The following is a 26875-nucleotide window of genomic DNA, read 5'->3' on the forward strand; positions in this document are numbered from 1 at the left end:
GCCCTTCATCAATTCGCAAGTGGAAGTATGAAAAAGAACACCCAGCTCTCCCTGTCGCTGTGCGCCACTGCGGCGCTGCTGTGCTGCGCTCAAGTGGCGCATGCACAGGAAGAAACCACGCAGCTGCAGCGCGTCGAGGTCACCGGCTCCAACATCAAGCGCCTGGCCTCCGAAACGTCCTCGCCGGTCCAGGTCTACAACCGCGACGAGATCCGTCGCACCGGCGCCAACACCGTGCGCCAGGTCCTGGACACGCTGACGTCGACGTCGAGCAATGAAATCCGTGACGACGGCAACAACACCAGCTTCGCCTCCGGCGCCACCGGCGTGTCGATGCGCGGTCTGGGCAAGGGCGCCACGCTGGTGCTGCTGAACGGCCGCCGCGTCGCCAACTTCGGTCTGGCCGACGGCGCCAAGGACACCTTCGTCAACGTCGACTCGATCCCGGCCGACGTCATCGAGCGCGTCGAAATCCTGAAGGACGGCGCCTCCGCCATCTACGGCTCCGACGCCATGGCCGGCGTGATCAACATCATCACGCGCCGCAGCTACAACGGCGTGGGCGGCTCCGCCAGCTACACCTTCCGCGAGCACCCCAGCGCCGGCGGCGAGCGTCAGGCGTCCATCGTGGCCGGCTACGGCGACCTGGACAAGGACCGCTTCAATGTCTTCGCCAACGTCGAGGCCTACAAGCGCGAGGGCTACACCGTCGCCGACGTGAAGGACTCCTACGCCGCCTGGCACAAGGGCATCTTCAACCCGGCCTTCGGCGACCCCAGCCTGGCGTCCTACCCCGGCAACCTGCGCATCAACGGCCAGCGCGTGGCGGTCAAGGGCTGCACCACGCTGAATGCCGCCGGCCAGTGCGTGACCGACGTCAACGGCCTGAACCCGGTGTCCGATCCGGCTGAACGCGTCAACGTCTTCTCCGCCGCGCGCCTGAAGATCACCGAGGACATCCAGGGCTTCGCCGAAGCCTCGTACTCCAAGACCAAGACCGACTACCGCAACTTGCCGCAGACCCTCTCGGCCGGCGGCACCTCGCGCTGGTACGACGGCTTCAACAAGGTCGCGCAGTCCGTGCCGATGCCGGTGCTGGGCGCCAACAATCCGGTCAACCCGACCGGCGCGCCGGTGGGCATCGACTACCGGTTCATGGACGACCCGAGCCTGTTCAACTACACCGGCAACGGCAGCCAGTACCGCGTGCTGGCCGGCCTGCAGGGCACCTTCCGCGAGTACGACTGGGAAGTCTCGGTCGGCCGCGTCGGCGCCGACGCCGACAAGCTCAGCCGCTGGGGCTCGCGCGACCTGTACGCCGCCGTCGCTTCCGGCGAGTACAAGATCGGCGGCCCGAACAGCCGTGAGCTGCTCGAGCGCCTGTTCCCGATCAATGGCTCCGAAGGCAAGAACCACCAGAACTGGGTGGACGCCAAGATCAGCGGCGAGCTGATGCAGCTGCCCGGCGGCCCGCTGGCCTTCGCCCTGGGCGCCGAGCACCGTCAGGAAGGCGTGTCGATCAAGTCGACCGACAACGTCATGAAGGCGCAGATCATCGGTCGCGGCTCGGTCCTGATCGACGGCTCGCGCAACCTGGACGCCGCCTTCCTGGAGCTGAACGCCCCCGTGGTCAAGCACCTGGAGCTGAACGGCGCGCTGCGCTTCGACAAGGCCTCGGGCTTCGACGGCCGCGTCTCGCCCAAGCTGGGCATCCGCTATGAAGTGATGCCGCAGCTGCTGCTGCGCGGCACGGTGGCCGGCGGCTTCCGCGCGCCCAACATCCCGGAAACCCTGGGTCAGGTCGGCGTGACCGGCTTCTTCAACAACACGGTCGACCCGCGTCGTTGCGAGACCGCCACCAAGCTGCGCGACATCCTGAAGAACGGCACCGACGCCGACAAGGCCGACGCCACCGCCGCCTACAACAGCGGCTGCCTGGCTTCGGTCCCGGCCATGATCTCGGCCAACCCCAACCTGAAGCCGGAAACCTCCAAGAGCTACACGCTGGGCTTCGTCTTCGAGCCGACCAAGAACGCGTCGATCGCCGTCGACTACTTCAAGATCGAGCGCAAGAACGAGATCAACTCGCGTGATCCGTCCTACGTGCTGGAGCGCGAAGGCAAGGCCGGCTACGAGAACATGATCAGCCGCGGCGGCCTGACCGAGCAGGAACAGCGCTGGGTCACCCGCGCCAACGAACTGTCCCCGGGCAGCGTCGCCAACTGGCAAGCCGGCCAGATCACCTCGCTGCTGCTGCAATACGAGAACTTCGGCAAGACCGAGACCTCGGGCATCGACATCGACGTGAAGGGCCGTGTCGCTTCGGGCTCGTTCGGCACGCTGAACCTGGGCCTGGCCGCGACCTACGCGCTGACCTACAAGCTGTGGGACGTGGACGCCAACACCTGGCGTCCCAACCAAGTCGGCAACTACCAGCAGCCGCGCCTGAAGGCCGTGCTGTCGGCCGCGTGGAGCAAGGGCGACTGGACCACGGGCGTGCGTTTCAACTACACGTCCAAGACCTCGCTGAACTCGGATGAGACGGACATCGCCAGCTGGGGCGAAGCCGCCTGCAAGACGCGTCTGAAGCCGGGCAGCCTGCCGTGCTTCATCGATGAAGACATGCGCACCGACTTCAACCTGGCCTACACCGGGTTCAAGAACATGCGCCTGTCGCTCAACATCAACAACCTGCTGGGCGACGAGCGTCCGGTCAACCTGCGCGACGGTTACAGCCTGCGTCCGCGGACCTACAAGGTCGGCGTGTCTTACGACTTCTTCTGATCGAGAAAGTCACCCGCCCCGCCATGGTGCGTCCGCGCCCTGCGCGGGGTGGAAATACGAAACCCGGCTTCGGCCGGGTTTTTTCGTTTGCGGACCGCGGATCGACCGAGTTTCAAGCGAGTTTCCGGCGAGTTCTAGCCCGTTTGGACTATTCGTACAGCGTCATGACCGACGGCCATCACAGCCGGAAGTCATCAGATTGACCCTCTAGGCCAGTCAGAAATTGGTGTTAATCCCGAGGAGATTTGCTGGGGTTAACCCGGCATCGCCAGCCCATTTTTGTTAGCAAGGAAGGGTTAGCGCCTATTGGTGTGTGGCGTTCCAGTATCAAAAAACGACCGGGCTTCGCGTCGAGGCAGCACAACTTTGGGTGGGTGAAACAATTTGAAGCTCGCATTCGTCATTGCGTCATCCGCGCATGGTGCGAGCAGCGAATACCAAACGGCGCCATACCTGGCGCGGCCTGACCACAAGAGGACCGTAATGTCTCGTCTTAATACCCATGGGAAGCAGCTGGTTCTGACCAGCATCGCCATCGCCGCCACGCTCTCCTGCGGTGCGGCGTTCGCGCAAGAATCGACGACGCTGGAGCGCGTCGAGGTCACGGGCTCGAACATCAAGCGCGTCGACGCCGAGACGGTGTCGCCCGTGCAGATCATTTCGCGTGAGCAGATCGAGCGGACCGGTCAGCCGACCGTCGCCGACGTGCTGCGCAACCTGCCGTCCAACACCGGCAGCCTGGGCGAGAGCTTCAGCAACAGCTTCGCCCCTGGCGCCGCCGGCTTCTCGCTGCGCGGCCTGGGCCAGAAGACGACCCTGGTGCTGCTGAACGGCCGCCGCGTCGCCGGCTACGGCTTCGCGCAGAACCTGCAAGACACCTTCGTCGACCTGAACTCGATCCCCTCCGCGGCGGTCGAGCGCATCGACATCCTGAAGGACGGCGCCTCCGCGATCTACGGCTCGGACGCCATCGCCGGCGTGGTCAACATCATTCTGCGCAAGGACTATCGCGGCTTCGACATCACCGCCTCGAAGGGCTTCTACGAAGGCAAGGGCGACTACCGCGTGACCGCGGCCGGCGGCCTGGGCGACCTGTCGACCGATGGCTTCAATGTCTTCGGCACGATCGACTATTACAAGCGCGAAGAGCTGCTGCAGTCGGACGTCGAATTCACCGAATCGCGCGATTTCCGCAAGTACGCGGGTGGCCGCAACTTCCAGAGCCTGACCGCGGGCGGCACCTGGCGCCAGGTGACGGCCACCGGCGGCAACACCAGCATCTTCCGAGCAATCAGCGATTGCAAGGGCAAGGTCATGACGGGTCCTGAAGCCTTGGCGGCGGGTCTGATTGATCCGAACACTCAAGCGGCGTTCGCCGCGGCCACCAACACCTTCTGCACGCTGGATCAGAACGGTCAGTTGTCCGCACTGCCTGGCACCGAGCGCATCGGTTTCCTGGGCCGTGCTACCAAGGTGTTCTCACCCAACGCAACGGGCTATGTTGAGCTGGGCCTGAGCCGTGCCGACACCGAGCAGACCTTCACTGCACCTTCGTTCGCAACGACGGCTCTGAAGAAGCTGAGCCCGACCGCTTGGCAGCCGTTCACCTACAACGTGACTTTCGCGCCCAACGTGGCCGGCAACCCGATGGGCGCAGACGCGCGCTACACCGGTTCGCTGAACGACATGGGTACGCGCGACGCCAAGATCCGCTCGGACGCGACCCGGGTGCTGGCCGGTGTCAACTACTCGATCGGCAGCTGGGACCTGGATAGCGGCGTCGGTTTCTCCCGGACCGAGACCAAACAGGACAACCTGAACCGCCTCTCGTTGCCTGGTGTGTCGGCCGCGTTCGGCGTCGGCACTGGCCTGCAGCCGCCGATTCCGCGCTCCACTGGCTCCACGTACAACCTGGACAAGTGGACGACCAACAGCGACGCCGTGCGTGACTCCATCCGTGCCAACTTCGACCGCAAGTCGACATCGGAGATGCAGTTCATCGACACCAAGGCCAACACGACGCTGGGCGCGATGCCCGGCGGCGACATCGGCTTGGCCATCGGTGCCGAGTACCGGTCCGAGAAGCTGAAGGACTCGCCGGCCAAGATCGCCGACGACGGCAACGTTCTGGGCCAGGGCATCACTGCCACGGACGGCAAGCGTCACAATTACTCGGTCTTCACCGAAGTGTCGATGCCGTTCACCAAGAAGCTGGAAGTGCAAGCCGCTGCCCGCTTCGACAAATACAGCGACTACGGCAAGTCCACTACCCCGAAGCTGGGCGCCAAGTACAAGGCTTTCGACGGCCTGCTGCTGCGCGCCAACTGGGGCAAGGGCTTCCGTGCGCCGACGCTGCCGGAGATCTCGCCGTCGTCTGCGACCTTCTTCACGAGCGTGATCGATCCGCAGGACAGCCAAGTTCGTCAGGTTTCGGGCGTGTTCAAGGGCAACCCGGGCCTGCAGGCTGAAACCTCGACCAGCACCACCTTCGGTGCGGTGTTCGAGCCGACGAAGAACTTCAACATCGGTATCGACTTCTACAAGATCGACTGGCGCAACGTGGTGGCGTCCCGCAGCTTGCAGGACATCATCAATGACTCGTGCCCGACGCCGCCCCCGGCAGGCAATACCGATCCGACGAAGAACTGCCCGTCGACGGCCGACATCATTCGTGACGGCAACAACCTGGTCGCCACGATCATGTCGCAGTACCAGAACCTGGCCCAGCGCAAGACCAGCGGTATTGACATCGACAGCACCCTGCGCGTTCCGACCAGCTTCGGCAAGTTCACCTTCCGCGGCAACCTGATCTACGTGTCGAGCTTCAAGGAAGACGGCGAAGAGTACGTGGGCACGAACGGGGGCTCCAACACGATTCCCCGCATCCGCGCCGGTTTCACGACGGACTTCGACTACGGTCCTTGGTCGATCACTGGTGGTTTGAACTACACCCACAAGGTGCGTCAGACGCTGCTGCCGGGTTCCTATACGTCGGTCTACGACCCGACCGGCAAGTACCAGAACGGCGCGTATCCGGAATTCGTCCGCTCGAACACCACGTTCGACCTGTACGGTCGCTACAACATCACCAAGAAGCTGCAAGCCAGCGTCTCGGTGCTGAACGTGTTCAACCGCATGCCTCCGTACGATCCGGGCTTCAGCAGCACCTCGCTGTACGACTTCAGCCTGTATGACACCCGTGGCCGTCAATTCCGCGCCACGCTGAAGTACTCGATGTAATCGAGCTTCGGAGCAGGACCGGCAGCGCGAGCCGCCGGTCTTCAAGAGCCCGCGAGACGCCAGTCCCGCGGGCTTTTTCGTTTCCGCCCCGTCACTTGCGCTTCTTCGGCACGACGGGTGCGGGCGGCAGGATGCGCGCCTGATCGCGCGAACTCTCGAACTTGCGCGCCACGGCGTCGATGAACAGCCGCGTGCGCGGCGGCAGCAGCCGGCGTGAGGGGAATACCAGCTGCAGCGGCGCGCTGGTGCCGGCCCATTCGGGCAGCAGCTCGACCAGCCGGCCGTCGTCGAGCTCCTCGACCACGTCCCACACCGAGCGCCGCACCAGCCCCAGTCCCGCGAGCGCCCAGTCATGCGCCTGCTCGCCGTTGTCGGTGACCAGCCGCCCTGTCACGTCGACCGCTTGCGGCCCCGAAGCGACGCCTGCGTCGCGCGGCTCGAAACGCCATTCGGAGCGGCGCGTGGCGATGCGTTCCTGCAGGATGCATTCGTGCTGGGCGAGGTCCTCCAGCGTGCGCGGCCGACCACGCCGCTTCAGATACGCCGGCGATGCGCAGAGGACGCGCCGATTCGGCCCCAGCGTGCGTGCGGCCAGCCGCGAGTCCTGCGGGCCGCCGATGCGGATGGCGCAGTCGAAGCCGTCCTCGATCAGGTCCACCAGCGAATCGGACAGCGAGAGCTGTACGGTGACCTCGGGATGGCGGCGCATGAACTCGGCCGCCAGCGGTCCGATGCAGCGCCGGCCCATGGCCACGGTCGCGGTCACGCGTACGAGTCCGCGCACCTGCTGCCGCCCCTGGGCGAGCTCGGCCTCTGCGTCGTCGATGTCGGCGAGGATGGCCTGGCAGCGCTCGTGATACAGCGCGCCCTCGTCGGTGAGCGCGAGCCGCCGCGAGCTGCGCTGCAGCAGCCGCACGCCGAGCCGGGTCTCCAGCCGCGTCAGCCGTTTGCTGCCCACGGCCGGCGAGAAGCCGAGCTCGCGTCCCGCGGCGGAGAGGCTGCCGGCGGCGACGGCGCGCACGAACAGGCGCATGTCGTCGAGTTCATTCATGTGGAGGCTCCTGAGGCTCGATCCGCAGGCGGTCGCCTCTCCCGTCGCTCCCGCCTCTCTGATCTCTCCCGATTGCGGGAGGGGGCGGAGGATCGCGTGGGGGTAGGGCTGACGCCTTTCAAGCTTTCCAATCTGGAACAGATGCTTGTGCGGCTGGACGGATTCTCATCCAGAAGCGGAAAGCTCACAGTGCGAGTCCTGCGAGAACCGCGAGGCGCCACGAAGGCGCGCAGCGGGAGCACTCGCGCATGGAGAACACAGATGAACGTCGCTTCCGCCTCGACCGGGTCCTCCGGGTCGACCGCCGCGTCCTCGGGGCGCGGCTTCCCTTTGCCGATCCTGGCCTTGGCGCTTGCCGCCTTCGCGATCGGCACCACCGAGTTCGTCATCATGGGCCTGCTGCCTGCGATGGCGCGGGACCTCGCGGTCAGCCTGCCCGGCGCGGGCCTCCTGGTGACCGGCTACGCGCTGGGCGTGGCCCTGGGCGCGCCGCCGCTGGCCGCGTTGAGCGCGGGATGGCCGCGCAAGCGGGCGCTGCTCGTGCTGATCGGGCTGTTCATCGCGGGCAATGCCTTGTCGGCCGTCGGCGGCGATTACTGGATGGTGATGGCCGGGCGCATCGTCGCCGCGCTGGCGCATGGCTGCTTCTTCGGCATCGGCGCGGTGGTGGCCAGCGAGCTGGTCGCGCCCGATCGCAAGGCCGGCGCGATCGCGCTGATGTTCACTGGTCTGACGCTGGCCAATGTGCTGGGCGTGCCTCTGGGCAACCTGATCGGCCAGGCCTGGGGATGGCGCGCGAGCTTTGCCGGCGTGGCGGTGCTGGGCGTGATCGCCGCGATCGCGCTGATGGCGCTGCTGCCGAAGTCGCTGGCCTCGCATGACGAATCGGCCGCGGGCAACGACTGGTCGGTGCTCAAGCGGCCGCAGGTGCTGATCGCGCTGATGCTGACGGCGATCGGCTTCGGCGGCGTGTTCACCGCGTTCACCTTCATCGCCCCGATGCTGGAGGATGTCACCGGCCTGTCGCCCGGCGCGGTTACGGCAGTGCTCTTCCTCTTCGGTCTGGGGCTGACCATCGGGAACACGCTGGGCGGGAAGCTCGCGGACTGGAAGCTGATGCCTTCGCTGATGGGCGTGCTGGTGGTGCTGGCGCTGATCCAGCTGGTGCTGGCGGCGGTGCTGGGCTGGAAGTGGGCGGCGATCGCGGCCGTCTTCGTCTGGGGCATGGCCGCCTTCGCGACGGTGCCGGGTCTGCAGATGCGGATGATGCAGCAAGCGCCTGATGCGCCGGCGCTGGTGTCGACGCTCAACATCGCCGCGTTCAATCTGGGCAACGCCGGGGGCGCTTGGCTGGGCGGGTGGATGCTCGATCACGGCGCGTCGCTGCGGGCGCTGCCGGTGGCAGGGGCAGGCCTTGCGGTGGTGGGATTGGGGCTGGCGGCGGTCAGTGTGGGGATGGAGCGGCGCGCGCGCTGAGCCTGAGGAAGGGTGGTCCTTGGGGACCACCCATGGCATGTTCCTCCTACCTTCGTCGGCGTGGGCTCGTCCGCGACGGAGGCTGTGGCCAGTTACGTCGCGAGTGCTCGAAATTGAGGATGCGCAGCTTTGTCCTGAGCACGCGGTAGACGATGAAGAAGTTGGGTCGAATGACCATCTCGCGCACGCCAACGACGCGAGTGGACTCTCGGTAGAGCTTGGGATAGACCTGAATCAGCGAGAGCTTCTCGAGGACGTCGTCATTGAACTCCAGCGCCGCCAGCGCGTTCTTCTCCGCGAGCTCATCGAGGAAGTTGTCGTAGGAGCGGCGCGCCCTTGGACTCCATTCAAGACTTCTTCGGGCGAGCATGGAGCCCCCCGATCTTGCGAATACGTTCGTCCGCCTCGCGCCAAACCTGGCGATAGTCCGTGCCCGGACGTTTGTCCCGAAGGGAGATTTGGATCTGCTCCTTGAACCAGTCATCCCATGTCGACGGTTCGCAAGAGTGATCGGCGTTCGACCGGGGCGACAAGCTTGCTGTGTTGCGCGCGGAGAGGGGGGACGGGGTGGGTGGGCGAATGACTTCGAGATCCACGATGTTGAGCTCCAGCAGTCGTCTGGCGAGTGTCTCGAGGCTCTGAAACCTTCTTGGCGCTCCACGTGCCGTGACCAGAAGATGCCAGACCTCTCGCCGATTCACTCGCAGATGCCAGACACGACCTTGAGCGACGGCCTCGGCTCGCATCGACGCGTCTGACATCGACCACTGCTCAAGAGTGGGCTCGTCAATGGAGGTCGTTGAGGTTCCGAGGGCGGTCATGATTCCCTTCCAAGGGTGTCTTGGCGATAGCACGAACTGCTGAAGATTTGACCTGGGCAAGTCTTACGCAGAGCGACGCTTTGTGCTGGGGTCAGTCCTTGCCCGTCACGCCGCCGATCCCCGCCGGCTCCTTCAACGCCTGCGCCACGCGCTCCTTCATCCGCCGCAGCGCGTGGAGCTCCTGATCCGGCGCCTGCAGCGCCGGCCACAGCAGCGCGACCAGATCGCGCGCCGCGTCGTCCACGACGATCTGCCGGCCCGCGATGATGACCTCCCATAGCATGTGCTCCATCGGCCCGAACACCAGCGAGCGCAGCAGCCGCAGCGGGATGTCCTGCCGCACCTCGCCGCTGGTCTGGCCGCGCGCCAGCAGGTCCATCAGCGGCGCCGTGTAGCGCCGCTGCAGATCGACGAAGGCGGCGCCGAAGTCCTCCTGCGCCTCGCCGCGCGCGGGCAGCGTCTCGCGCTTGCGGCCCTCCGACAGGACCAGCTCGCACAAGCCCGTCCCGTGGATCAGGAACAGCCGCAGATGCGTGTGGACCACGAATTCCAGCTGGTCCCGGATTGAGCGATCCCGCGGCAGACCTGACTCGATGGCCTCGATGATCTCGTCGTACCAGTCGCCGATCACCCGCATGCACAGCTCGCGCTTGCCGCGGAAGTAAGTGAAGACCGTCGCCTCCGAAATCCCCAGGCGCTGGGCGATCTCGGTCGTCGTCGCGCGCTCGTAGCCGCGCTCGGCGAAGACCGCGCGGCTTTCCCGCAGGATGTCGCGCACGCGCTGCTCCGACTTGGCGCTCACGGGGGCGCGGCGCTGCGACGGCAGGGCCGCGCGGCTGGATGCAGAAAGGGTGGACCGCTCGGTCCGGACATTGGCGCTCATGACGGGCGCATTCTCGCCATTTATTGAGCCGGGCTCAAGTCATCTTGGCGACCTCGCGCATCTGCCGTATGCTTCGCGCCTTGCGGCCCTCCGGCGATCCCGGTCGGCCCGGGCGGGTCATCCGGCATCAACGAAGTTGAGCCGGGCTCATGATCCGTGGAGATGCCGCCAGCTGGCTGGAGAAGCCGCCAGTTGTCGCGAACCGCCGCCAACAGCGTCGAACGCGAAAGCGCCTCAGGCGCAGACAAGTCGAAAAGCCATCAGGAGACCTCATGCCCTCGTTGTCCACCAAGCTCAACGCCCGCTCGGCCGATTTCAAGGCCAACGCGGACGCGATGCGCGCCCTCATCGACGACCTCAACGCCCGGCTGGCGAAGATCGCCGAGGGCGGCGGCGAGGCCGCGCGCGCCAAGCATGTGGCGCGCGGCAAGCTGCTCCCCCGCGACCGCGTCGAGATGCTGCTGGATCCCGGCACCCCGTTCCTGGAGATCGCCCCGCTCGCGGGCCTGAACATGTATGACAACGCCGCCCCGGGCGGCGGCGTGATCGCCGGCATCGGCCGCGTGTCCGGCGTCGAGTGCGTGATCGTCTGCAACGACGCGACCGTCAAGGGCGGCACGTATTACCCGGTCACCGTCAAGAAGCATCTGCGCGCGCAGGAGATCGCCGATCAGAACCGGCTCCCCTGCATCTATCTGGTCGACAGCGGCGGCGCCAACCTGCCCAATCAAGACGAGGTCTTCCCCGACCGCGACCACTTCGGCCGCATCTTCTTCAACCAGGCGAATCTCTCGGCCAAGGGCATTCCGCAGATCGCCGTGGTGATGGGCTCCTGCACCGCCGGCGGCGCCTACGTGCCCGCGATGAGCGACGAGACCGTCATCGTCAAGAACCAGGGCACCATCTTCCTGGGCGGCCCCCCGCTGGTGAAGGCCGCCACCGGCGAGGTCGTCAGCGCCGAGGACCTGGGCGGCGGCGACGTCCACACCCGGCTCTCCGGCGTGGCCGACCATCTGGCCGAAGACGACACCCACGCGCTGGCCATCGCCCGCCAGTCCGTCGCTCGCCTGAACTGGCGCAAGCAGGGCGAGCTGCTGACGCAGGCGCCGCGCGCCCCGCTGCATCCGGCGGCCGAGCTGCACGGCGTGATCCCGACCGACACCCGCAAGCCCTTCGACGTGCGCGAGGTCATCGCCCGCATCGTCGACGGCAGTGAGTTCGACGAGTTCAAGGCCCGCTACGGCAACACGCTGGTCTGCGGCTTCGCCCACATCGAGGGCATGCCGGTGGGCATCGTCGCCAACAACGGCATCCTCTTCGCGGAGAGCGCCAACAAGGGCGCCCATTTCATCGAGCTGTGCTGCCAGCGCAAGATCCCGCTGGTCTTCCTGCAGAACATCACCGGCTTCATGGTCGGCCGCAAGTACGAGAACGAGGGCATCGCTCGCGCCGGCGCCAAGATGGTGACGGCCGTGGCCTGCGCGCAGGTGCCCAAGTTCACCGTGATCATCGGCGGCAGCTTCGGCGCCGGGAACTACGGCATGTGCGGCCGTGCCTACTCGCCGCGCTTCCTGTGGATGTGGCCGAACGCGCGCATCTCGGTGATGGGCGGCGAGCAGGCCGCGTCGGTGCTGGCCACCGTCAAGCGAGACGGCATCGAAAGCAAGGGCGGCCAGTGGTCTGCCGACGAGGAGGAGGCCTTCAAGGCGCCGATCCGCCAGCAGTACGAGGACCAGGGCCACCCGTATTACGCCAGCGCGCGCCTGTGGGACGACGGCGTCATCGATCCGGCCGACACTCGCCGCGTCCTCGCGCTGGGCCTGGCCGCGTCGCTGAACGCGGAAATCCCCGAGACAAAATTCGGCGTCTTCCGCATGTAAGAACCCCCATGACCGCGACGCTGCCCGACCTCACCCTACGACCGCTCGATTCCCGTGATTCGATCGAAGCGCTGACCGCGCTGCTGCACGCGTCCTACGCGTCGCTGGCGGCGCAGGGCTGGAACTTCACCGCCGTCGACCAGAGCGTGCAGACCACGCGCGAGCGCGTCGCGGCGGGGCAGGCCTTCGTCGCGGTGACGGGGGAGGGCGCGATGGTCGGCACGGTCACGATCGCGCCGCCCAAGCAGGTCGACGGCCGCTACCTCGGCGATCCGGTGCCGGACTGCTACACCCAGCCCGACACGGCGATCCTGGCGCAGCTGGCGGTGCATCCGTCCTGTCGCGGCCTCGGCGTCGGTGAGCGCTTGATGGACCTGGCCGAGGACTGGGCCCGCGCGCAGGGCTACGCGCAGGTCGCGCTGGATACCGCCGTACCGGCCGAGGCGCTGCGCCGCCGCTACGAGCGCCGCGGCTACGCGCTGATCGGCGACGTGCAATGGGCGGGGAAGACCTATCGCAGCGTGCTGATGCGCAAGGCGCTGAACGACGTCGTCAAGGAGCTGTCGGCATGATGCGTTCGACCCTGTCTCTGGCCGCGCTCTGCCTGGGCGCGGTGCTTCACGTCGCGATGCCCGCGCTGGCGCGCGCCCAATCCGCCGTGACGGATCCTTCCGTCGGCGAGGAACGCCCCGCCGCTTCCGCGACACCGTCGGCGCCCGCGGCGCAGCCGCGCATCGCCACGGACATCCGTGAGGCCGTGGTGCGTGTCCCGACCTCGGTCGAGAACGCCTTCGGCAAGCGCCTGGACGCGGACCTCGTCGTCACGACCTATCGCCCGCCCGGCCCGGGACCGTTCCCGCTGGTCGTCATCAATCACGGCCGCGCGGTGAGCGAGAAAGACCGCGCCGCGATGCAGCGTCCGCGCTTCGAGTCCGCCGCGCGCTTCTTCATCCGCAAGGGCTTCGCCGTCGCGGTGCCGATGCGCATCGGCTATGGCGAGCTCGCCGCCGTCGGCGACCCCGAGGCCAGCGTCCGCTGCGACGCGCCGCGCTACGAGTCCGCCGCCAAGGCGGCCGCGACCGAGGTCGCCGCCGTCGTCCGCTTCATGCAGGGCGTGTCCGACATCGACGCGCGCCGCGTCGTGCTGATCGGCCAGTCCCTGGGCGGCTACGCCACCATGGCGACCACCGGCGAGCGCCTGCCCGGCGTGATCGCCGCGATCGACTTCGCCGGCGGTCACGGCGGCAATCCGGACACGCGCACCGGCGAGCCCTGCCGGCCTGACGAGCTCACCCGCCGCTTCGCCGACTTCGGCCGCCGCGCCGGCGCCGACGGCCATCCGCCCCCCACGCTGTGGGTCTTCACCGCCAACGACCGCTTCTTCTCTCCACGGTATCAGCGCCGCTGGTCCGACGCCTACCGCGAGGCCGGCGGCCTGGCGACGACGCGCGAGATGCCCGCGTTCGGCGAGGACGGCCACCAGCTCTTCGCGCGCGGGAACGACCTCTGGCAGCCGGTCGTCGACGAGTTCCTCAAGCCGCTGGGCTTCGACATCCCCGGCGCCTTGCCGATCCCGAGCGGCGGCAGCGTCGCGATCGACGATGAATCCGCGCTCCCGGGCGCGCGTCTGGACGTGGGCTATCGCAAGTTCCTCGCGGCCAAGGAGCCGCGCGCCTTCGCCACCAACGGCCGCCACTGGGGCTATGCCTTCGGCGACGACGCGCAGTCCCGCGCGCTCGCCCTGTGCGACCAGAACACCAACGCCGCCGAGCGCTGCCGGCTCTACGCCGTCAACAGCACTGTCGTCTGGAGCAAGCCATGACCGCCTCGACCCGCCATCCCGACCCCTTCCTCGACGGCCCGACCACCTTGCGCGTCGAGCGCCACGGCGCGGTGGCCCGCGTCACGCTGGACCGGCCCGACGTCCGCAACGCCTTCAACGACACCGTCATCGCCGAACTGACCGCCGTCTTCGAGGCGCTGGGCCGCGACGACTCGCTGCGCGCGATCGTGCTGGCGGCCGAGGGCAAGGCCTTCTGCGCCGGCGCGGACCTCAACTGGATGAAGGCCATGGCCGGCTACAGCTGGGACGAGAACCACGCCGACGCCGGCCGGCTCGCCCACATGCTGTGGACCCTCTACAGCTGCCCGGTGCCGGTCATCGCGCGGGTGCAGGGCGACGTCTACGCCGGCGGCGTGGGGCTGGTGTCGGTCTGCGACATCGTCGTCGCGACCGAGTCCGCCGGCTTCTGCCTGTCCGAGGCCAAGCTGGGCCTGCTGCCCGCCACCATCGGGCCCTACGTCGTGCGCGCGCTGGGCGAGCAGGCCTCGCGCCGCTACTTCGTGACCGCGGAGCGCTTCAGCGCCGCCGAGGCGCATCGGCTGGGCCTGGTGCATGAGATCGTCGCGGACGCCGAGGCGCTCGACGCCAAGGTCGACGCGCTGACCGTCGCGCTGCTGGCCAACGGCCCGGCGGCGGTCCGCGCCTGCAAGCGACTGGTGCAGGACGTCGCGCAGGCGCCGATCACGCCGGAGCTGCGCGACGACACCGCGCGCCGCATCGCCGACATCCGCGCCAGCGCCGAGGGCCGCGAGGGCGTGCAGAGTTTTCTTTCCAAGGGCAAGCCCTCGTGGCTGGCCTGATGCGGCGCGCGTGAATCGGCGCCGCGACGATGTTTCCCATCAGCAGTAGATCGAATGTCTGAAGCAGTACGACAAGACTGGCAGCGCCGCAGCCTCGCGGCGGTCTGGCACCCGTGCACGCAGATGGCGCGCGCGCAGGACGTGCCGCCGCTGCCCATCGCCCGCGGCGAGGGCCCCTGGCTCATCGACCACGACGGCCGCCGCTATTTCGACGCCAACAGCTCGTGGTGGGTCAATCTGTTCGGCCACGCCGACAAGGGCCTGAACGACGCCATCAAGCATCAGCTCGACACGCTGCCCCACGTCATGCTGGCCGGCTGCACCCACGAGCCCGCCGTGCGTCTGGCCGAGCGCCTGTCCGCGCGCACCGGCGGCGCGCTGGGTCACCTGTTCTTCGGCAGCGACGGCGCCTCGGCGGTCGAGATCGCGCTCAAGCAGAGCTTCCACAGCTGGCGCAACCGCGGCCGCGCGGACAAGCGCGAGTTCGTCTGTCTCAAGAACGGCTATCACGGCGAGACCATCGGCGCGCTGGCCGTCACCGACGTCGCGATCTTCCGCGACGCCTATGACCCGCTGCTGATGCGCAGCCACATCGTGACTTCGCCCGACCAGCGCCTGGGCAACGAGGCGCAGGCGCTGGACGAGATGCGCGCGCTGCTGGCGGACCGCCACGATCACATCGCCGCCGTCATCGTCGAGCCGCTGGTGCAGGGCGCCGCTGGCATGTCGATGTACGCGCCGTCCTATCTGAAGGCGCTGCGCGTGCTGTGCACCGAGTTCGGCGTGCACCTGATCGCCGACGAGATCGCCGTCGGCTGCGGCCGCACCGGGACTTTCTTTGCCTGGGAGCAGACCGTGCCGGCGACGAAGGCCGACTGGCCCGACTTCCTGCTGCTGTCCAAGGGCATCACCGGCGGCACGATGGCGTTGTCGCTGGTGCTGACGACCGACGAGATCTATGAGGCCTTCTGGTCGCAGGACGTGACGCGCGGCTTCCTGCACTCGCACAGCTACACCGGCAACCCGCTGGCCTGCGCCGCCGCCAACGCGGTGCTGGATCGCTTCGACGCGGCTCAGCTCGAGCGCAACCAGCAGCAGGCCGCCTGGCTCACCGCGGCCTTCGCGCCGCTGGCCTCGGATCCGCGCGTGATGCATCTGCGTCAGCGCGGGATGATCCTGGCCTTGGACATCAATCCGAAGACCACGGTGCCGGTCGAGCGCTTCGCCGAGAAATTCCACCTCGCCGCGCGCCGGCACGAGCTGCTGATCCGCCCCATCGGCCAGACCGTGTATCTGATGCCCCCGTACTTGATCGACGAGGCCGCGGCGAAGTTCCTCGCGGCCGCCGTCGCCGCGACGCTGGAGGAGGTGGTCCATGCTGCTTGATCACCTGCAGGCCAAGCTTGACGCGATCCGCGCGCAAGACCTGACCCGCTTCACCCGCATCGCCGAGACCGGCACCGCCCCGCGTCAGACTGTGCGCGGCGCCGACGGCGTGGCGCGCGAGCTGACGATGTTCTGCGCCAACGACTATCTCGGCCTGGCCGCGCATCAGGCGGTCGCCGAGGCCTTGGCCGAGGGCGCGCGCCGCTATGGCGGCGGCTCCGGCGCATCGCCCCTGGTGAGCGGCCATTCCCGCGCGCATCACGAGGTCGAGGCACTGCTGGGCCGCTGGTTCGAGCCCCACATCCCCGGTGCCAAGGCCATTGGCTTCTGCACCGGCTACATGGCCAATCTGGCGGTCATCACCGCGCTGGGCGACGCCGACGCGGAGATCTTCAGCGAGACCCTGAATCACGCCTCGCTGATCGACGGCACGCGCTTGGCGAAGGCACGCGTGGCGCGCTACGGCCATTGCAATGTCGAGGAGCTGCGCGCGCTGCTGAGCGCCAGCCGCGCCCGCATCAAGCTGATCGTCACCGACGCGGTGTTCAGCATGGACGGCGACATCGCGCCCTTGCCCGAGCTGCTCGCGCTGGCCGAGGAATTCGATGCCTGGCTGATCGTCGACGACGCGCATGGATTGGGCGTGCTGGGCGCGACGGGTGTCGGCACGCTGGAGCATTTCAAGCTGCGCAGCGAGCGGCTGATCCTGGTCGGCACGCTGGGCAAGGCGGCCGGACTGGCGGGCGCCTTCGTCGTCGCGCATCCGACCGTCACCGAATTCCTGTTGCAGGCGGCACGCAACTACATCTTCTCGACGGCCTCGCCGCCGGCGGTGGAGCATGCGCTGCTGACCAGCCTGGACCTGATCCGCGGCGAGGTCGGCCATCAGCGCCGTGAGCGCCTGCGCGCGCTCCAGGCGCGGCTGCGCGCCGGCATCACCGCGATGCTGGACCGCCATCCGACGCTGACCTGGACGCTGGCCGATTCGCAGTCGCCGATCCAGCCGCTGATCGTGGGCGGCAACGCCGAGGTGATGGCGCTGGCCGCCGCGCTGGAGCGAGAGGGCCTGCGCGTGCCGGGCATTCGCCCGCCGACCGTGCCCAAGGGCGAGGCGCGCCTGCGCATCACGCTGTGCGCGACGCATGAGGAGACGGACGTCGATCGCCTCGTCGCCGCGCTGGAGGCTTGCGCATGAAGACGATGGCCAACCGAGAACCGAATCCGGCGACCACCCCGTGGCCGCTGCACGGCTTCTTCATCACCGGCACCGACACCGAAATCGGCAAGACCTGCATCACCGCGGGCCTGACGCGCGCCTTCGACGCGCTGGGCCGTTATGTAACGCCGATCAAGTCGCTCGCGGCGGGGCAGGCCCAGAACGCCGAGGGAGTCTGGGTCAACGAGGACGTCGCCCAGCTGCACGCCGCGCAGTCGCAAGGCATGACGATGGACGAGGTCGGCCCGCTGCAGTTCCGCGAGCCCTGCGCGCCGCACATCGCCGCCCGGTTGGAAGGCCGCGGCATCGATCGCGAGGCGCTGCTGACCGACATCCGCCGTTCGGCGTCCAAGGGCGACCTGGCGCTGATCGAGGGCGTCGGCGGTTTCCGCGTCCCCCTGACCGACGACTGGGACACGGCCGATTTGGCCGTGGACCTGGCGATGCCGGTGGTGCTGGTGGTCGGCCTGCGGCTGGGCTGCATCAACCACGCGTTGCTGACGGCCGAGGCCGTGCTGGCGCGCGGGTTGCGCCTGGCCGGCTGGGTCGCCAACACCGCCGACCCCCATCAACCGCATGTGGCGGACAATCTCGCCGCCTTGCGCGCGCGCATCGACGATGCGCTCGGCGCTCCCTGCTGGGGCCATGTGCCCCGGCTCTCCGATCCTTCTCCCGCGGCTGTCGCCGCGCACCTCGCGCAGCCGCAGTTGCTGGCCGCCTTGAACGCCCTTTGAAAGTCCCGGTGAGGGCCAAGAAAGCATGACCATGAAGCAGACCGTCAACCAGATCCAGACGCTGACCCCGACCACCGACGAGCAGCGCCGCAACGCCAAGCCCTGGACCGTGAACGAGATCGCGGCGCTCTTCGAGCTGCCCTTCAACGATCTGCTGTTCCGCGCGCAGCAGGTGCATCGCGAGCACTTCGATCCCAACGCGGTGCAGCTCTCGACGCTGCTGTCGATCAAGACCGGCGGCTGCGAGGAGGACTGCAAGTACTGCCCGCAGTCGGCCCACTTCGACACCGGTCTGAAGGCCGAGAAGCTGATCCCGCTGCAGGAGGTGATGGAGGCGGCCCGCGCCGCCAAGGCCAACGGCGCGACCCGCTTCTGCATGGGCGCCGCCTGGCGCTCGCCCAAGGAGCGTCATCTGGAAGCCATCGGCGAGATGATCACCGAGGTCAAGGCGCTGGGCCTGGAGACCTGCCTGACCGCGGGCATGCTGGGCGACGGCCAGGCCGAGCAACTGCGTGAAGCGGGCCTCGATTACTACAACCACAACCTGGACACCTCGCCCGAGTTCTACGGCCAGATCATCACGACGCGCACGTATCAGGACCGTCTGGACACGCTGGATCGCGTGCGCGGCGTGGGCTTGAAGGTGTGCTCGGGCGGCATCGTGGGCATGGGCGAGACGCGCCGTCAGCGCGCCGGCCTGATCGCGCAGCTGGCCAATCTGGAGCCGTATCCGGAGTCGGTGCCCATCAACAACCTGGTGCAGGTCGAGGGCACGCCGCTGGCGGGCACGGCGGCGCTGGATCCCTTCGAGTTCATCCGCACGATCGCGGTGGCGCGCATCACGATGCCGCGCGCGATGGTGCGTCTGTCCGCCGGCCGCGAGGAGATGCCCGAGACCATGCAGTCGCTGTGCTTCCTGGCCGGCGCGAACAGCATGTTCTACGGCGACAAGCTGCTCACGACCAGCAACCCGCAGGCCGAGAAGGACCGCCAGCTGATCGACCGCCTGGGCATGCACTGCGCGACCGAGGCCGAACTGAGCGCCGAGGCCGGCGCCGGCCACGCGCACGGCTGTGCGCCGGCCGGCGAGGACGCCGCGGCGTCCTGCGGCCATCGCCACTGATTGCGCCACCTGAGCGCGCCACCTGAGCGCACCCGGCGCGCCGCGGCCACCAGCAGCGGCGCGCCGAGGAACTGACAGCATGAGGAGACACCCGTGTTCAAGAAGATCCTGATCGCCAACCGCGGCGAAATCGCCTGCCGCGTCGCCGCCACCGCACGCCGACTCGGCGTGAAGACTGTGGCCGTCTATTCCGACGCGGACGCCACTGCGCGTCACGTGCAGGTCTGCGACGAGGCCGTGCGCATCGGCGGCCCCGCGCCGCGCGACAGCTATTTGCAATGGCAGCGCATCCTCGAGGCCGCCAAGCAAACGGGCGCGCAGGCGGTCCATCCGGGCTACGGTTTCCTCAGCGAGAACGAGGAGTTCGCGCAGGCCTGCGCCGACGCAGGCCTCGTGTTCATCGGACCGCCGCCCTCGGCCATCCAGGCCATGGGCCTGAAGGCCGAGTCCAAGCGGCTGATGGAGCAGGCCGGCGTGCCGCTGGTGCCGGGCTATCACGGTGCCGATCAGGATCCCGCGCTGCTGCGCCGCGAGGCCCAGCGCATCGGCTATCCGGTGCTGATCAAGGCCAGCGCCGGCGGCGGCGGCAAGGGCATGCGCGCGGTGCTCGCGGACGAGGACTTCGACGCAGCGCTCGCGTCCTGCAAGCGCGAGGCGATCAACAGCTTCGGCGACGACGCGGTGCTGATCGAGCGCTACGTCCAGCGTCCGCGCCACATCGAGATCCAGGTCTTCGGCGACAGCCACGGCGATTGCGTCTATCTCTTCGAGCGTGACTGCTCGGTGCAGCGCCGCCATCAGAAGGTGCTTGAGGAGGCGCCGGCGCCCGGCATGAGCGCCGAGCGCCGCGCCGAGATGGGCGCCGCCGCGGTGGCGGCCGCGAAGGCGGTCGGCTATCAGGGCGCGGGCACGGTGGAGTTCATCGCCGAGCAGGACGGCCGCTTCTACTTCATGGAGATGAACACGCGGCTGCAGGTCGAGCATCCGGTGACCGAGGCGATCACCGGCCAGGATCTGGTCGAGTGGCAACTGCGCGTCGCGTCCGGCGAGCCACTGCCGCTCAAGCAGGACCAGCTGCGCATGCACGGTCACGCGATCGAAGCCCGTATCTGCGCCGAGAACCCCGAGGGCGGGTTCCTGCCGGCGACCGGCAAGCTGTCGGTGGCCCGCTGGCCGGCCCATGCGGCCTTCCGTACGGCGCCGGTGCGCATCGATTCGGGCGTGGGCGAGGGCGACGAGATCAGCCCCTTCTATGACTCGATGATCGCCAAGCTCATCGTCTGGGGCGAGACGCGCGAGCAGGCGCTGGCGCTGCTGGATGCGTCGCTGCGCGACACGCACATCGTCGGACTGCACACCAATGTCGCCTTCCTGCGCCGTTGCGCGGCGACGGGCTCGTTCACGAACGCCGATCTGGACACCGCGCTGATCGAGCGCGAGAAGGATGTGCTGTTCGGTCAGCCCGGGCTGCCGCTGGACGAGGCGGCCGCGGCCGTCGTCGCCCACACGCTGGCGGAGGAGGGCATCAGCGAGTCGGCCGATCCCTGGAGCCGCCGTGACGGCTGGCGCCTGTTCGGTGCGGCGCAGCGTCGCTTCGAGCTGGAAGTCGACGGCGAGCGCCATCAGGTGCTGCTGGCGCGTCACCATCAGGGCAGCCTGGCGCTGACGGTGCAGGGCCGCGTGCTGCCGGTGGCGCTGCGCTCGACGGGGACCGAGCGGCATGAGCTGCATCTGGAGGGGCGTCGCGTCGTGGTGACGACCTACAAGGTCGGCGAGCAGGTGGCGGTGTTCGGCGCGAACGGATCGGCGCTGGTCACCGAGGTGGACCTCATCGCCCATGCCGGCGAGGGGACTTCCGAGGCCGGTCGCCTGACCGCGCCCATGCCCGGCAAACTGGTCGCCTTCCTGGCGCAGCCGGGCGATGCGGTCAGCAAGGGCCAGCCGCTGGCGGTGATGGAGGCGATGAAGATGGAGCACACCATCATCGCGCCGCGCGACGGCGTGGTGGCGGAGCTACTGTTCGGCATCGGCGATCAGGTTGGGGACGGCGCGGAGTTGCTGCGGCTGCAGAGCGTGGGTTGAGCGGGAGAAAGACCCTCTCCCCCGCCCTCTCCCGCAAGCGGGCGAGGGAGTAAGCAGCGCGATGCCTTCTGACTCCCTCTCCCGCAAGCGGGCGAGGGCAGGGGAGAGGGTGGGAGGGTTGCAGTACGCCTGAGCCCGAAGACCCTCTCCCCCGCCCTCTCCCGCAAGCGGGCGAGGGTGCAAGCTCGAATCGAAGGACCAAAGGAAAAGTCATGAGCTCATTGCCCAATCGCGTCACCCTCGTCGACGTCGGCCCCCGCGACGGCCTGCAGAACGAGAAGGAGAACGTCGGCACCGCCGACAAGGCCCGCCTCGTCGCGATGCTGCAGGACGCCGGCCTGAAGGAGATCGAGGTCACCAGCTTCGTCTCGCCCAAGTGGGTGCCGCAGATGGCCGACAACACCGCGGTGATGGCGGCCATCGAGCGCCGCCCCGGCGTGCGCCACAGCGTGCTGGTGCCCAACATGAAGGGCCTCGAAGGCGCGCTGCCGACCAAGCCCGATGAGATCGTGGTCTTCGCCGCAGCCTCCGAGGCCTTTTCGCAGAAAAACATCAACTGCTCGATCGCCGAGAGCATCGAGCGCTTCGCCCCGGTGGTCGCCGCCGCGCACGAGGCCGGCATCAAGGTGCGCGGCGCGCTGTCGTGCTCGGTCGGCTGTCCCTATCAAGGCGAGGTGTCCGCCGACGAGGTCGAGCGCGTCGTGAAGCTGATGAAGGACATCGGCGTGGACCACCTGGGCGTGGCCGACACCATCGGCGTCGGCACACCGCGCAAGGTGCAGGCCGCGATGGAGCGGGCGCTCAAGCATTACCCGCTGGTCGAGCTCAGCGGCCATTTCCACGACACCTACGGCCAGGCGCTGACCAACATCTACGCCTGCCTGGAGATGGGCATCCACACTTTCGACGCCAGCGTCGCGGGCCTGGGCGGCTGCCCCTATGCCAAGGGCGCGACGGGCAACGTGGCGACCGAGGACGTGGTGTTCCTGCTGAACGGCCTGGGCATCGAGACCGGCATCGATCTGGACAAGCTGGTCGACGCCGGCGCCTTCATCTCCGGCGTGCTGGGCCGGCCGCCGGTGTCGCGCGTGGGGCGCGCGATCCTGGCCAAGCGCAAGGGCTGAGCGGGCTTCGGGTTCAACCCCGAACCCGCTCCACGAACCACCACAGGTGCCCGTCCAGATCCAGGGCGCCGTAGGTCTTGTCGGCCCAGTACTCGGGCCCGTAGTCCTCGACCTGGGGGCCGTGCACGATGGTCGCGCCGGCTTGGCGCGCACGCGCGCAATGCGCGTCGGCATCGTCGACAAAGATCATCACGCTCTGCGTGTTGGCCGCCCTTAGCGCTTTCGGGCTCCGCAACGGAATCCCGAAGCGCTGCGGCTTCCCGTCCTTGCCGCCCTCGCTCACCATCACCAGCGCCTCCCCGTAGACCAGCTGGCTGTGGACGACGGATCCATCCTCCCCATCCACCCGCAGCTGCACCTCGAACCCAAAGGCTTCGCACAGCCACGGGATCGCGCGCGCGGCGCTCTCGTAATAGAGCGCCGAGGACAGGCGCGGCCAACCGGCGGGCGTGGGCTTCATGAGCGACTCCGGATCGACAGTCAGAAGTGACCAGCATAGGCCGCGTTCCCTGCGCATCACAAGCCAGTGAGCAGCATGTGCATGTCGAACTTCCTCGGCCTCGAATGGCAACTAGCTGCTTTTCAACCGCGGAAAGTCATGCCGATGAAGGTCTCTCTCAGACAAATCGATGGCCCCTGGACGGCCGGCTACGTGCTGGACAAGCACATGCTCAACAGCGTGTACCTGGGCGACGACGCGCAGGGTCACCCGCAATTCCAGAACACTCGCACCGAGGCGGGCGAGGCCTTGTTTCAGCTCAAGTACCGCTTAGAGCCCAGCCACGCCGGGACGCTGGCGCAGGCGGTGCTCGACCACATCTGCCCACGACTGCCCCCGATCGGCTTTGTCGTGCCGATGCCGCCCAGCCGCGCTCGGCCCTGGCAGCCGGTGGCTGTCGTCGCGCGCGAGCTCTCACGGCGCCTGGGCGTTCCCACCTTCGAGCGCCTGCTCATGAAGTCTCCGCTGGCGCGTCCGCTCAAGGACATGGAATCGCGCGAGGAGAAGCTGCATGCGCTCGCCGGCGCCTTCTTCCTGCAGGACGAGATCCGCGCGCAGGGCTGCTGGAACGCGCTGCTGCTGGACGATCTCTTCGACAGCGGCGCCTCCATGGAGGCCGCGAGCATCGCGCTCGCCGGCTACGCCAAGGTCCATCAGGTCTGCGTGGCCGCTCTCACCTGGAAATGAATGCCATGGCTGCATCCCACCACACCCCGAACGACCTCCCCACGGACCGCCCCGAGGATCAGCCCGTCGAGGCCGCCCACGCGACGCCCGACGAGTCCCACGAGGACATCGTCAACGAGCACGCCAAGCCTGCCGACAAGTCACCGGCGCCTCCACCGCGCGTGTTCGTCGCCGGCTCGCTGAGCATCCGGCAACTGGACTCGCGCGTGCGGGCGCGCATCGAGAACATCGTCGCGCAGCGGCTGGAGATCGTCGTCGGCGATGCCGAGGGCGTCGACACCGCGGCGCAGCGCGTGCTGCTCGAGATGCCGCAGGCGCGCGTCACCGTCTTCTGCACCGGCACGCCGCGCAACAACCTCGGCGGCTGGCGCGTCGAGTCGGTCGAGTCCGAGCATCAGGTCGGCTCGCGCGCCTACTTCACCGCCAAGGACCGGCGTCTGGCCGAGGTCGCGGACTTCGGGCTGATGATCTGGGACTGCCGCAGTACCGGCACCTTGGGCAACATCCTGGAGCTGCTGGCGCGCGGCAAGAAGACCGTGGTCTTCGTCCACCGGCTGCGCGACTTCCGCATCGTCGCCAATCCCGAGCAGCTGCGCGAGCTCACCGAGCTCATGTCGGATCCCGCGCGCCGCAAGGCGGAGGAGAAGATCCAGCTCAGCGAGCGCCTCGCGGCGCTGCGTCAGGGACGGATGTTCGAGTAGCCCGGCGCCGGCTCAGGCACCGGCCAGCGTCTGCGCGACGCTGGTCCGGAACTTGGCCGCGCGCTCGGCGTCGGACTGCGACTCGATGCGGGCGCAGCACAGCTCGACCCACTCCATGAAGCGGCTCTCGGTGTCGGCCTGGCGGGCCAGGTCGCGCAGCTCACCCTCGCGGCCCGCCAGCATGCGCGTCACCAGATCCAGCGCGAAGAATTTGGTCGACACCAGACGGCGCGCGCGCTCCATCGTGGCGCGCGTGTCCACCACCCGCGGCAGCTCCACCAGGCCCTGGTCGACCAGGCGCTCGAGTCCATCCTCCAGGCCGAGACCTCGGCCGAGCCGGCGCAGCTCGTCCGCGTCGCGCTTGCCGTCGACGGTGATCAGCAGCGCGCGCAGGGCGCCGGGCAACTGGCGTTGGCCCTGCGCGAGCAGCTCGCGCGCGCGGTCAGTCTTGCGGGGCGGGGTGAGGGTGGCTTGCATGGCCGGCGCATGTTGCGCAGATGCGATGCAGGCTTGATGACAGTTCCGCGTCGCTCTCCCTAGACCGTGCGTTGCCGCACGACCCTTCGATGACCACAATTGCCCCGACAAGGGAGGACTCCATGGACAAGCTGATCGTCCTGCACCGCGCCGCCTTGCGCGCGAAGTACGGCGCCCAGGCGCTGACCAAGATCGACACGGCGCTCAAGGCGCTGGTCAAGGCCGACGCCAAACGCGGCATCGACACCCGCGTCATCGCCGCCGACCTGGCCGCCACGATGAAGCCCTTCGGCGTCGCCCCCTTGCCGACGCCGGCCACCGCGAGGGCGCTCAAGACCGTGATCGATGCGCTGGCCAAGGCGCGCAACCCGCATTACCTGGTGCTGATCGGCGGTCCCGATCTGCTGCCCATGGTGGCGCTGAAGAACCCCGCGCCCGATGACGACGACGCCGACGTCCCCAGCGATCTGCCCTATGCCTGCGAGGCCGCCTACAGCACCGACCCGAATCGCTTCCTGGGTCCGACCCGCGTGGTCGGGCGGCTGCCCGATCTGCCGGGCGCGAAGGATCCGGCGCTGCTGCTGTCCCTGATCGCCGCGGCGACCTCGCACAAGCCGCTGCCGCGCGATTCCTACCTGGAAAGCTTCGGCCTGTCCGCCGAGGTCTGGCAGGACTCGACCCGCATGAGTCTGACCAACACCTTCGGCAGCGCCGAGCAGCTCAGGCTCTCCCCGCCCAGCGGCCCCAAGTGGAAGAAGGCGGACCTGGCCCCGCGCATGCATTTCATCAATTGCCACGGGGCCGATCACGATCCGACCTATTACGGTCAGCGCGGTCGGTCCTATCCGGAGGCGATGACCTCGACGACGGTGAAGGGCCTGGTGACGCCGGGCACGGTGGTCGCGGCGGAGTGCTGCTATGGCGCGCAGGTCTTCGCGCCGACGCCGGACGCCAAGGGGAATCCGGGGCCCTGGCCGATCTCGCTGCGCTATCTGGGCGACGGCGCCATCGCCTTCGTCGGCAGCACCACCGTGGCCTACGGCCCCAGCGCCGGCAACGGCTCGGCGGATCTGGTCTGCCAGTACTTCCTGCAGCGGGTGTTGGCCGGCGCGTCCACCGGCCGCGCGCTGCTGGAGGCGCGTCAGAAATTCGCCGGCGAGCGCACCCATCTGGATCCGGTCGACCTCAAGACGCTGGCGCAGTTCTATCTGCTGGGCGATCCGTCGGTGCAGCCGGTGACCTTCCAGGGCCATGCGCTGGCGCGGACCAAGGCCTTCAAGCAAGCCTTCTCCGCCGTGCAGGACCGTGGCGTGCGCGGCCTGCGCCGCGAGCGCCTGCAGCGGGAGGGCCAGAACCTGGCGCGCAGCCTGCCGCGCCTGCAACCCACCGACGAGGCGCCCGCGGCCGCCGTCGTGAAGGCGGTGACGCCCATGCTGCGCGAGTCGGGCCTCAAGCCCAAGGACTGCCGGCTGGTGAGCTACCGCATCGTGGGCGCGCCGGACCATCGCACGGTGCATGTCTACACCGCGCTGCGTCAGGTCGGGAAAGGCGAGGGCGCCGAGGGGGCCAAGGGCGACGCCGCGCTGCCGCTGTCCTTGGTCGCCACTGAGCAGGACGGTCGTCTGCTGCACGTGAGGCGCATGCATGCCCGCTGACGCCGATCCCAAGCCCGAGCGCCTCGTCGGTCGCCTGGTGCTGGCCGAGCGCTCGCCCGGCAGCAAGAGCGAGCGCGTCGCGCCCTTGTTGGAGCTCGACGACGGGCGGCGCGAGGTCCTGCGGCGCCTGGGCGCCAATCCCTTCCACGATCCGGAGCTGGAGGCGCTGGAGGGTCAGGTCTTGATCGTCGAAGGGGAACACCGCGGCAGTCATTTCCTGGTGCGTCGCTATCGCGTGCGGGGCGATGATTCGCCGGGCGGCGAATCGTCAGGCGATCCGGTCTGAAGCCCAGGCACGCCGTCTGCCCGTACACCGCATCCTTGTCTGGGCAAGACCGCGCGGCGCGCTCGGACTAAGCCGCCGACTTGCCCGCCACTGCTCGATAGACGTACAACCGGACGTTCCGGTGCCG

23 protein-coding genes are annotated in these 26875 nt (G+C 68.4%); 17 read left to right on the forward strand and 6 right to left on the reverse strand.

Translation table 11 applies throughout. The annotated features are described in order from the left end of the window. Positions 1-27: 27 nt before the first annotated feature. Together ABDW59_RS12165 and ABDW59_RS12170 are read left to right on the forward strand one after the other, a co-directional pair. Positions 28-2784, forward strand: coding sequence for a TonB-dependent receptor (locus ABDW59_RS12165; RefSeq protein WP_343630083.1), 2757 nt, complete (start codon positions 28-30; stop codon positions 2782-2784). Positions 2785-3267: 483 nt separating this feature from the next. Next, complete coding sequence (locus ABDW59_RS12170; protein WP_343630084.1) at positions 3268-6024, forward strand: TonB-dependent receptor; 2757 nt, start codon at positions 3268-3270, stop codon at positions 6022-6024. 91 nt (positions 6025-6115) lie between these two features. Here ABDW59_RS12170 and ABDW59_RS12175 read toward each other — a convergent pair whose 3' ends face one another. Continuing rightward, on the reverse strand, positions 6116-7075 hold the full coding sequence (locus ABDW59_RS12175) for a LysR family transcriptional regulator (RefSeq protein ID WP_343630085.1): 960 nt from the start codon (positions 7073-7075) through the stop codon (positions 6116-6118). Positions 7076-7336: 261 nt separating this feature from the next. On the opposite strand from ABDW59_RS12175, the gene ABDW59_RS12180 reads away from it, so the two are divergent. Continuing rightward, positions 7337-8551 (forward strand): MFS transporter, encoded by a 1215-nt coding sequence (locus ABDW59_RS12180; protein WP_343630086.1) that lies wholly within the window; start codon positions 7337-7339, stop codon positions 8549-8551. A gap of 46 nt (positions 8552-8597) precedes the next feature. Here the strand turns inward: ABDW59_RS12180 and ABDW59_RS12185 are convergent, their stop codons facing one another. The 3 genes from ABDW59_RS12185 to ABDW59_RS12195 form a co-directional block, all read right to left on the reverse strand. Beyond that, a complete protein-coding gene (locus ABDW59_RS12185) occupies positions 8598-8921 on the reverse strand; it encodes a type II toxin-antitoxin system RelE/ParE family toxin (RefSeq protein WP_343630087.1) in 324 nt (107 codons plus the stop codon). Beyond that, positions 8899-9372 (reverse strand): hypothetical protein, encoded by a 474-nt coding sequence (locus ABDW59_RS12190; RefSeq protein ID WP_343630088.1) that lies wholly within the window; start codon positions 9370-9372, stop codon positions 8899-8901. The genes ABDW59_RS12185 and ABDW59_RS12190 overlap by 23 nt, the downstream gene beginning before the upstream one ends. Positions 9373-9463: 91 nt before the next feature. Then, positions 9464-10255, reverse strand: coding sequence for a TetR/AcrR family transcriptional regulator (locus ABDW59_RS12195; RefSeq protein ID WP_343630089.1), 792 nt, complete (start codon positions 10253-10255; stop codon positions 9464-9466). A gap of 272 nt (positions 10256-10527) precedes the next feature. On the opposite strand from ABDW59_RS12195, the gene ABDW59_RS12200 reads away from it, so the two are divergent. The 10 genes from ABDW59_RS12200 to ABDW59_RS12245 all read left to right on the forward strand — a co-directional run bounded on the left by ABDW59_RS12200 (position 10528) and on the right by ABDW59_RS12245 (position 22443). After that, positions 10528-12135 carry a carboxyl transferase domain-containing protein gene (locus ABDW59_RS12200; protein WP_343630090.1) on the forward strand — a complete coding sequence of 536 codons (1608 nt, stop codon included), beginning with the start codon at positions 10528-10530 and terminating at the stop codon, positions 12133-12135. Positions 12136-12143: 8 nt separating this feature from the next. After that, a complete protein-coding gene (locus ABDW59_RS12205; RefSeq protein ID WP_343630091.1) occupies positions 12144-12707 on the forward strand; it encodes a GNAT family N-acetyltransferase in 564 nt (187 codons plus the stop codon). Next, positions 12704-13957, forward strand: coding sequence for a hypothetical protein (locus tag ABDW59_RS12210; RefSeq protein WP_343630093.1), 1254 nt, complete (start codon positions 12704-12706; stop codon positions 13955-13957). Before ABDW59_RS12205 ends, ABDW59_RS12210 begins: the two co-directional genes overlap by 4 nt. After that, a complete protein-coding gene (locus ABDW59_RS12215) occupies positions 13954-14778 on the forward strand; it encodes an enoyl-CoA hydratase/isomerase family protein (RefSeq protein WP_343630095.1) in 825 nt (274 codons plus the stop codon). Before ABDW59_RS12210 ends, ABDW59_RS12215 begins: the two co-directional genes overlap by 4 nt. A 54-nt stretch (positions 14779-14832) precedes the next feature. Beyond that, positions 14833-16164, forward strand: coding sequence for an adenosylmethionine--8-amino-7-oxononanoate transaminase (gene bioA / locus ABDW59_RS12220; protein ID WP_343630097.1), 1332 nt, complete (start codon positions 14833-14835; stop codon positions 16162-16164). Beyond that, complete coding sequence (gene bioF / locus ABDW59_RS12225; protein ID WP_343630098.1) at positions 16154-17359, forward strand: 8-amino-7-oxononanoate synthase; 1206 nt, start codon at positions 16154-16156, stop codon at positions 17357-17359. Before bioA ends, bioF begins: the two co-directional genes overlap by 11 nt. After that, positions 17356-18114, forward strand: coding sequence for a dethiobiotin synthase (gene bioD / locus ABDW59_RS12230; protein WP_343630099.1), 759 nt, complete (start codon positions 17356-17358; stop codon positions 18112-18114). Before bioF ends, bioD begins: the two co-directional genes overlap by 4 nt. A 31-nt stretch (positions 18115-18145) precedes the next feature. Then, the gene (bioB, locus tag ABDW59_RS12235) at positions 18146-19237 is read left to right on the forward strand and encodes a biotin synthase BioB (protein WP_343630100.1); all 1092 of its coding nucleotides are present in this window, start codon (positions 18146-18148) and stop codon (positions 19235-19237) included. Between the two features lie 93 nt (positions 19238-19330). Next, positions 19331-21319: an acetyl/propionyl/methylcrotonyl-CoA carboxylase subunit alpha gene (locus tag ABDW59_RS12240; RefSeq protein ID WP_343630101.1), complete on the forward strand. Its 1989-nt coding sequence runs from the start codon at positions 19331-19333 to the stop codon at positions 21317-21319. 212 nt (positions 21320-21531) lie between these two features. After that, the gene (locus ABDW59_RS12245; RefSeq protein WP_343630102.1) at positions 21532-22443 is read left to right on the forward strand and encodes a hydroxymethylglutaryl-CoA lyase; all 912 of its coding nucleotides are present in this window, start codon (positions 21532-21534) and stop codon (positions 22441-22443) included. Between the two features lie 13 nt (positions 22444-22456). Here ABDW59_RS12245 and ABDW59_RS12250 read toward each other — a convergent pair whose 3' ends face one another. Next, the gene (locus ABDW59_RS12250; protein ID WP_343630104.1) at positions 22457-22903 is read right to left on the reverse strand and encodes a VOC family protein; all 447 of its coding nucleotides are present in this window, start codon (positions 22901-22903) and stop codon (positions 22457-22459) included. 144 nt (positions 22904-23047) lie between these two features. Between ABDW59_RS12250 and ABDW59_RS12255 the strand changes: the two genes are divergently transcribed. Together ABDW59_RS12255 and ABDW59_RS12260 are read left to right on the forward strand one after the other, a co-directional pair. After that, the gene (locus tag ABDW59_RS12255) at positions 23048-23629 is read left to right on the forward strand and encodes a ComF family protein (protein ID WP_343630105.1); all 582 of its coding nucleotides are present in this window, start codon (positions 23048-23050) and stop codon (positions 23627-23629) included. A 5-nt stretch (positions 23630-23634) separates the two neighbouring features. Continuing rightward, a complete protein-coding gene (locus ABDW59_RS12260; protein ID WP_343630106.1) occupies positions 23635-24330 on the forward strand; it encodes a hypothetical protein in 696 nt (231 codons plus the stop codon). A 12-nt stretch (positions 24331-24342) separates the two neighbouring features. Here ABDW59_RS12260 and ABDW59_RS12265 read toward each other — a convergent pair whose 3' ends face one another. Then, positions 24343-24807 carry a hypothetical protein gene (locus tag ABDW59_RS12265; RefSeq protein WP_343630107.1) on the reverse strand — a complete coding sequence of 155 codons (465 nt, stop codon included), beginning with the start codon at positions 24805-24807 and terminating at the stop codon, positions 24343-24345. A gap of 122 nt (positions 24808-24929) precedes the next feature. On the opposite strand from ABDW59_RS12265, the gene ABDW59_RS12270 reads away from it, so the two are divergent. Together ABDW59_RS12270 and ABDW59_RS12275 are read left to right on the forward strand one after the other, a co-directional pair. Beyond that, positions 24930-26462: a hypothetical protein gene (locus tag ABDW59_RS12270; protein ID WP_343630108.1), complete on the forward strand. Its 1533-nt coding sequence runs from the start codon at positions 24930-24932 to the stop codon at positions 26460-26462. After that, complete coding sequence (locus tag ABDW59_RS12275; protein WP_343630109.1) at positions 26452-26748, forward strand: hypothetical protein; 297 nt, start codon at positions 26452-26454, stop codon at positions 26746-26748. The genes ABDW59_RS12270 and ABDW59_RS12275 overlap by 11 nt, the downstream gene beginning before the upstream one ends. The last annotated feature ends 127 nt before the right edge of the window (positions 26749-26875 follow it).

Source organism: Roseateles sp. (assembly GCF_039595295.1).
Taxonomy (GTDB): Bacteria; Pseudomonadota; Gammaproteobacteria; order Burkholderiales; family Burkholderiaceae_C; genus Roseateles.